Raw genomic sequence first — 4,342 nt, forward strand, 5'->3', positions numbered from 1 at the left:
GCTTCCATCACCGCCGCGCGCAGCTCGGGGATCCCGAGGCCGGTCTCGCTCGACGTCACCAGAATTTCCGGGTGCGCGGCGGGGCGTTTGCGCGCTTCGGCAACGGTCGCTTCGGTCACCTCGGCAAGCTCGGTCGCCTTGATCTTGTCGGCCTTGGTCAGCACCATGCGGTAACTCACCGCCGCCTTGTCGAGCATTTCGAGAATGTCGCGGTCGACATCCTTGATGCCGTGGCGCGCATCGATCAGCACCAGCGCACGCTTCAGCACGTCGCGCCCGCGCAGGAAATCGTTGACCATGAAGCGCCATTTACGGACCATGTCCTTGGGTGCCTTGGCAAAGCCGTAGCCCGGCATGTCGACCAGCCGGAACGCGAGTGGATTGCCGACGTCGAAGAAGTTCAACTCCTGCGTCCGCCCCGGCGTGTTCGACGTGCGTGCGAGCGAGTTGCGCCCGGTCAGCGCATTGAGCAGCGACGATTTCCCGACGTTCGAGCGGCCCGCAAAGGCCACTTCGTTGACCGTCGGTTCGGGAATGAATTCGAGCGTTGGGGCGGATTTGAGAAACGCCACCGGCCCCGCAAAGGTCTTGCGCGCCGCCTCGATCGCTTCGGGTTCGAAACTCACGTCTTCACCGCCGGTTCTTTGAGCGCCGGATGCCGCGCGTAGAGCAAACGCTGCTGCGCGACGGTCCACAGGTTCGACGTGATCCAATAGACCTGCAGGCCGACCGCAAACGGCGCCATCACGAACATCAGCATCCATGGCATGATCGCGAAGACTTGCTTCTGCGCTTCGTCCATCGGCGCGGGGTTGAGCTTGAACTGGAAGTACATCGACACGCCGAGCAGCACCGGCATCACGCCGATCGCCAGGAAGGCGGGCACCGCGAACGGGAGCAGCCCGAACAGGTTGAGGATATGCGCCGGATCGGGCGCCGACAGATCCTGAATCCACCCGATGAACGGCTGATGCCGCATTTCGATCGTCAGCAGCAGCACCTTATAGAGCGAATACATGATCGGGATTTGCAGCAAGGTCGGCAAGCAGCCGGCGAGCGGATTGACCTTCTCGGTCTTGTACAGCGCCATCACTTCCTGCTGCTGGCGCGCCTTGTCGTCCTTATACTTTTCCTGGATCGCCTTCATCTTGGGCTGGATCGCCTTCATCGCGGCCATCGAGGCGAACTGGCGCTGCGCGATCGGGAAGATCAGCGTGCGGATCGTGACCGTCAGCAGGATGATCGCGACGCCGAAATTGCCGATGTTGCGGAACAGCCAGTCGAGATATTTGAAGATCGGCTTTTCGACGACTTCGAACCAGCCCCAGTCGATCGCCTTGCCGAAATTGGGAATGCCGAGCCGGTCTTCATAGCGGTCGAGCGTGTTGGTTTCCTTGGCCCCCGCAAAGAACTTGGCGGTCGAAACGAGCGCCTTGCCCGGTGCGACTACGCGCGGGGCGAGCGTGAAATCGCCCTGAAACGCATCGCCATTCGCCGCGCGGAAGCCAGAACGCACCGGCGCGGCGCGATCCGGGATCACGGCGGCGAGGAAATATTTGTCGCCAAAGCCGAGCCAGCCGCCGGTCGCATCATACATATTCGCGCCGGGCTTCGAGGAGCTGCCCCACAGCCGCGCGAAGAAACCGGGCTCCTTGCCCTTCAGATTGTCGAAGGTGATGTCATAGGTCGCGCCTTTGTCGAACACGCCGATCGGGCCGATATGGTTGGTCCAGGTATCGGGTTCGGTGCCGACGCCGGCGCGCGAGACGAGTGCATAGGGCCGCAGCGCAATCGGTGCGGGGCCGGCATTCTTCACGGTCTGGCGGACGGTGAACATGTATCGATCATCGACCGCGAAGGTCAGCGCGAACACTTGCCCCTTGCCGTTCGCCCAGCTGAGCGTGACGGGCTTGCCGGGCGCGAGTTCGGTGCCGCTCGCGGTAAACAGCGTGTCGGCATCGGGCACGGTGACGCCGTCACCGCTCCAGCCGAAGCCGCCGAAATACGCATCCTTGGTGCCGCGCGGCGACAGCAAGCGGATCGGCGGGGAATTCTTGTCGACGGTTTCCTTATATTTGGTCAGCGTCAGATCATCGATCCGCGCGCCCTTCAAATTGATCGACCCCTGCAGATCGGCAGTGCGGATCGCGACGCGCGGGGTCTCGGCGCGGACAATGGCGATTGGCCGCACCGCGCCGGTTCCGGCCGTCGTGGGGCCAGGCGTAGCGGGGCCGGTCGGCGTGTCGATCACCTTGGTTTTACCCGCGACGATCTTGGTCGCAGGCGGATTGGCGCGCGGGAAATAGGTCGCCGACAGGAAATTCCCGCCAAGCAGGATGATCGCCGCCAGCACCGCGAACAGTACAAAATTCCGGGTATCGTCTTTCACGTAAACGTCCGTTCGATCAGGGTACGGGATCAGGTCCGTACCCGCCCCAGGGATGGCACCGCGCGATTCGCTTGGCCGCCAACCACCCGCCTTTCAATGGCCCATAGCGGCGAAGCGCGATGATTGCATAGGCGGAACAGGTTGGTTGAAACCGGCAGGAGGACGGGAGGACCGCTGAGGGGCCGATTTGCCAGCCACGCACGAAGAGAATGAGGAAGCGGGTTAGCATGTGCCAACTCCGCCAATCTCGTTCTCCTGCGAAAGCAGGAGCCCAGGGCAGCAGGCGGCGCACTCGCGACTCTGGGCTCCTGCTTTCGCAGGAGAACGGATCGTGGCCGACGTCACCGCGCCACCTTCGCCAGCGCCTTGACCAGTTCCGCGCGCAACACCGCAAACGCGCGTTCGATCCCGCCATTGCGTCCGATCAACACATGATCGGCACCGCGCACGCCCGATTCGGGGAGCAATTCGCGTGCCAGCGCGCGCAGCCGCCGTTTCATGCGGTTGCGGACCACCGCATTGCCAATTTTCTTGGTCACGGTGTAGCCGATCCGCATCGTCGGATCGCCATCGCCGCGTGGCCGAACCTGCAGGACAAAGCCCGGCATCGGCGCGCGCTTGCCAGAATTCGCCGCGAGAAAATCGCGGCGAATCGTCAATGTCTTGATGTCGCCGCCGCCGACCGGGGTTTTTACGCCGACAGCTTCTTGCGACCGCGATTGCGGCGCGCGCGGATCACGTTGCGGCCGCCGGGCGTCGCCATGCGCGAGCGGAACCCGTGGCGGCGTGCGCGCACCAGATTGCTCGGCTGAAAGGTCCGCTTCATCGTTCATTCCCTGATCGTCGAAATAGAAAATGGCCGCCACGAGGACGGCCTTGATGGGCAGCGCTTAGCTTTGTGTCGCAAGAAAGTCAACGCGCGGCGCGCAGCACTTTGTCGCGCGCGCGCCGTCGCGCGGCGCTCTGACGCCGCAAGCCGATGTCGGCATAATGCCCGACTTTGGGCCAACGCCGCTTCACATCGACAAAGGTCCGCTTGGCGCGTGCCGAATTGCGCAAAATCATCGAAAGCCCGGCGGCGAACACGAACACCCCGCCCGGCCCCGGGATGGCACCGATGACCGGCGATAGAATCACCACCACGACACCCGTGACGAGATAGGTGGTGCGCAGCATCGGGTTACGCGACGTGATCATCAATAAGGCATGTGGGGCGAGCGTCTTGCGCGCGCAAGACGGCAGCGGCAGGTTTCCGCGCGGCAGGTTTCTTCGGGGCGGAAAGCGGTTATGCTCCCAGCCTGTCCGGGGGGAATCGCGCATGGTGGCGAGCGTATCGACGGTGGCGTATCTCGGGCTCGAGGCGCGCGCGGTCGAGGTGCAGGTGCAGCTCATCCCCGGCCTGCCCGCCTTCAATGTCGTCGGTCTGGGCGACAAAGCGGTCGGCGAAAGCCGCGAGCGCGTGCGCGGGGCGATCGCCGCAATGGGCCTGGCCCTTCCGCCCAAACGGATCGTCGTGAACCTGTCCCCGGCTGATTTGCCGAAGGAAGGATCGCATTTCGATTTGCCGATCGCGCTCGCCTTGCTGGCGGCGATGGGCGTGGTCGATGCCGAAATGCTCGCCGATTATGTCGTGGTGGGTGAGTTGAGCCTCGATGCACGGATTGCGCCGTCGCCGGGCGTGCTGCTCGCGGCGCTCCATGCCTCGGAAGTGGGGAAGGGGCTGGTCTGCCCGGCGGCGCAAGGATCGGAGGCGGCGTGGGCCGGGTCGGGCGTGCTGGCGGCCCCCGACATCCTGTCGCTGATCAACCATTTCAAGGGCCACGGCCTGCTCGGCAGCCCCGAGCCGGGCGAGGCCGACGATTGGGTCGGCGGGCCCGACCTGAAACAAGTGAAGGGCCAGGAAACCGCCAAGCGCGCGCTGGAGATTGCCGCGGCCGGCGGCCACAACATGTT

The 4,342-nt window shown here is 64.3% G+C and carries 7 protein-coding genes; 1 reads left to right on the top strand and 6 read right to left on the bottom strand.

The window, feature by feature from the left end; translation table 11 throughout:
- The 6 genes from yihA to ABWP09_RS13735 form a co-directional block, all read right to left on the bottom strand.
- The coding region (gene yihA / locus ABWP09_RS13710) for a ribosome biogenesis GTP-binding protein YihA/YsxC (RefSeq protein WP_353205683.1) at positions 1–626 on the bottom strand (626 nt) is incomplete at its 3' end.
- Positions 623–2,389: a membrane protein insertase YidC gene (yidC, locus tag ABWP09_RS13715; RefSeq protein ID WP_353205684.1), complete on the bottom strand. Its 1,767-nt coding sequence runs from the start codon at positions 2,387–2,389 to the stop codon at positions 623–625. The genes yidC and yihA, both read right to left, overlap by 4 nt.
- Positions 2,390–2,405: 16 nt before the next feature.
- Positions 2,406–2,618 carry a membrane protein insertion efficiency factor YidD gene (yidD, locus tag ABWP09_RS13720; RefSeq protein WP_353205685.1) on the bottom strand — a complete coding sequence of 71 codons (213 nt, stop codon included), beginning with the start codon at positions 2,616–2,618 and terminating at the stop codon, positions 2,406–2,408.
- Positions 2,619–2,730: 112 nt separating this feature from the next.
- Entirely contained in the window at positions 2,731–3,048 is a 318-nt protein-coding gene (gene rnpA, locus ABWP09_RS13725) for a ribonuclease P protein component (protein ID WP_353205686.1), read from the bottom strand.
- A 32-nt stretch (positions 3,049–3,080) separates the two neighbouring features.
- Complete coding sequence (gene rpmH / locus ABWP09_RS13730; RefSeq protein WP_010162954.1) at positions 3,081–3,215, bottom strand: 50S ribosomal protein L34; 135 nt, start codon at positions 3,213–3,215, stop codon at positions 3,081–3,083.
- Between the two features lie 86 nt (positions 3,216–3,301).
- Positions 3,302–3,586, bottom strand: a complete 285-nt coding sequence (locus tag ABWP09_RS13735; RefSeq protein ID WP_353205687.1) for a hypothetical protein — start codon at positions 3,584–3,586, stop codon at positions 3,302–3,304.
- A 121-nt stretch (positions 3,587–3,707) separates the two neighbouring features.
- On the opposite strand from ABWP09_RS13735, the gene ABWP09_RS13740 reads away from it, so the two are divergent.
- On the top strand, positions 3,708–4,342 hold a 635-nt coding region (locus ABWP09_RS13740), incomplete at its 3' end, for a magnesium chelatase domain-containing protein (RefSeq protein ID WP_353205688.1).

This window comes from Sphingomonas sp., assembly GCF_040398505.1.
In the GTDB taxonomy this organism is placed as follows: domain Bacteria; phylum Pseudomonadota; class Alphaproteobacteria; order Sphingomonadales; family Sphingomonadaceae; genus Sphingomonas.

Excerpts from the sequence above, each read along its gene's own strand:
- rpmH (WP_010162954.1), bottom strand. The coding sequence starts at position 3,215 with ATGAAGCGGACCTTTCAGCCGAGCAATCTGGTGCGCGCACGCCGCCAC.
- ABWP09_RS13735 (WP_353205687.1), bottom strand. The coding sequence starts at position 3,586 with ATGATCACGTCGCGTAACCCGATGCTGCGCACCACCTATCTCGTCACG.
- yidD (WP_353205685.1), bottom strand. The coding sequence starts at position 2,618 with ATGCTAACCCGCTTCCTCATTCTCTTCGTGCGTGGCTGGCAAATCGGC.